General features: G+C 47.1%; 2 protein-coding genes. Both read right to left on the bottom strand.

Annotated features, from left to right (window positions below):
• Positions 1 to 206 precede the first annotated feature (206 nt).
• Positions 207 to 1,154 carry an IS3 family transposase gene (locus tag JET16_RS29725; RefSeq protein ID WP_199624857.1) on the bottom strand — a complete coding sequence of 316 codons (948 nt, stop codon included), beginning with the start codon at positions 1,152 to 1,154 and terminating at the stop codon, positions 207 to 209.
• 126 nt (positions 1,155 to 1,280) lie between these two features.
• Complete coding sequence (locus JET16_RS29720) at positions 1,281 to 1,466, bottom strand: helix-turn-helix domain-containing protein (protein WP_199624855.1); 186 nt, start codon at positions 1,464 to 1,466, stop codon at positions 1,281 to 1,283.
• Between the last annotated feature and the right edge of the window lie 74 nt (positions 1,467 to 1,540).

Genomic DNA, 1,540 nt, shown 5'->3' with positions numbered 1-1,540 from the left:
CGGTCCGGCCCCTTAATTTTGGAGTGTTATAGTGAATTGCTCCAAATATCGTAGTTTCTTGTTGTTTTTGCAGGGAGCACGCCCCCTGCACCCCGTCACTCGGCGTGAGCCGTCCCCGGCCTTTGGCCGGAGAGATAATTGAGTGTGGGCGGTATGCGACGCTCCTTCAAGGCTAAATAGAACCGCTTTGCGGGCCTTGACGGGCGTTATACGGCAATTTTAATCTCAGGCAGCTTCTTAGCCTTCCAAGCATCGTAGAACTGAGTGGGAGTCATGCGCTTTAAGCTGCCGTGAAAGCGCCGCAGGTTGTAAAACTCGATATACTCGTGAACCGATTGATACGCTTCTTCGAATGTGGCGTATTCTTCTTTAGAAAACAGATCACGTTCAATAATGCTGTGGAACGATTCGATGTACGCATTCATGTTCGGTGTTTTTGGTGGTATCCGTTCATGAATAAGGGGGTTCTCCGCATCTTCCCGGCACATATCACCAAACTGGTTGCTCATGAATTGAGGACCATTATCCGATCGTACGACCGGTTTCTTATCGCCAGGCTGCAAGCGGCTCTGTAATGCCCGTCTCACGGTGGCGCAAACATCTTTGGCTTCGCAGCTCGATCCAACGTGATACCCTACAAGGGTGCGGTCAAATACATCGATTATGTCAAACAGGAAGAAGAAGCTGTCGTACCCGGCCACATAACCATACTTAATGTCCATTTGCCACAATTGGTTCGGACCTGTGATCACTCGATTTTGAGGCAGTCGTCGTGGATACTTGAACTTCTTCTGCCGTTGTTTGTGCAATAGGCCTAGCTTCTTGCACAGCCGATAAGACTTTTTATGGTTCAGAATCAACCTTCGTTGAACATAAAGAGCATGTGCTAAATTACGGTAGCCGTAATTATGTTCTTCGCCTTCGGCTAGTTCCATTAACCACTCTTCAATTTGGGCATCGCTGATCTTCCGACCATCGACTGTGAGCGAGTATTCAGGAAAGGGACGCCCAGCTTGAACGTGCTTTTTCCTAGACACTGATTGCTCCGATTGGCGCTTTTTTCGGGCATAATACGTTGACTGATGAACGCCGACAAGACGCAATACGAGAGCTGCCGCGTAACCCCGCTTAATGTACTTGTCGGCTATTTCAATTTTGTCTTGTAAGCGGGGTTGCTCTTTTTTAACAGTTCTTGCAGCAGTTCGATCTGAAGATCCTTTTCACCAAGCAGTTTTATGGCTTTCTCGTATTTATCTTCTAATTCCTGAAGACGCTTCGAATCAGATTCTCTGACTAACCGAAGGAACCGCCTCATCACCGAATCGTTCTTTGTACATCTTTACCCAACTGCGTATGGTTCTGGGCGATACCGAATATTTACGAGCGAGAAAGGATATCTTTGTCCCACTGAGTGCTTCTTGCGCCACTTTTATCCGCTGTTCATCATAAAGTGTGTTAGTTTTCATGGCTCTTGTCCCCCTCATCATTAGTGTACATTAATTCACTACGATGACTCCAATACGATTAAGGGGCTTTAGAG

The sequence above is a fragment of the Paenibacillus alkalitolerans genome, from assembly GCF_016482785.1.
Classification (GTDB): Bacteria; Bacillota; Bacilli; order Paenibacillales; family YIM-B00363; genus Paenibacillus_AE; species Paenibacillus_AE alkalitolerans.
Note: the sequence above shows the minus strand (reverse complement) of the source record. Positions and strands in the feature narration are given on the sequence as shown.

Coding starts and splice junctions, on each gene's coding strand:
- JET16_RS29720 (WP_199624855.1), bottom strand. CDS start 1,466: ATGAAAACTAACACACTTTATGATGAACAGCGGATAAAAGTGGCGCAA.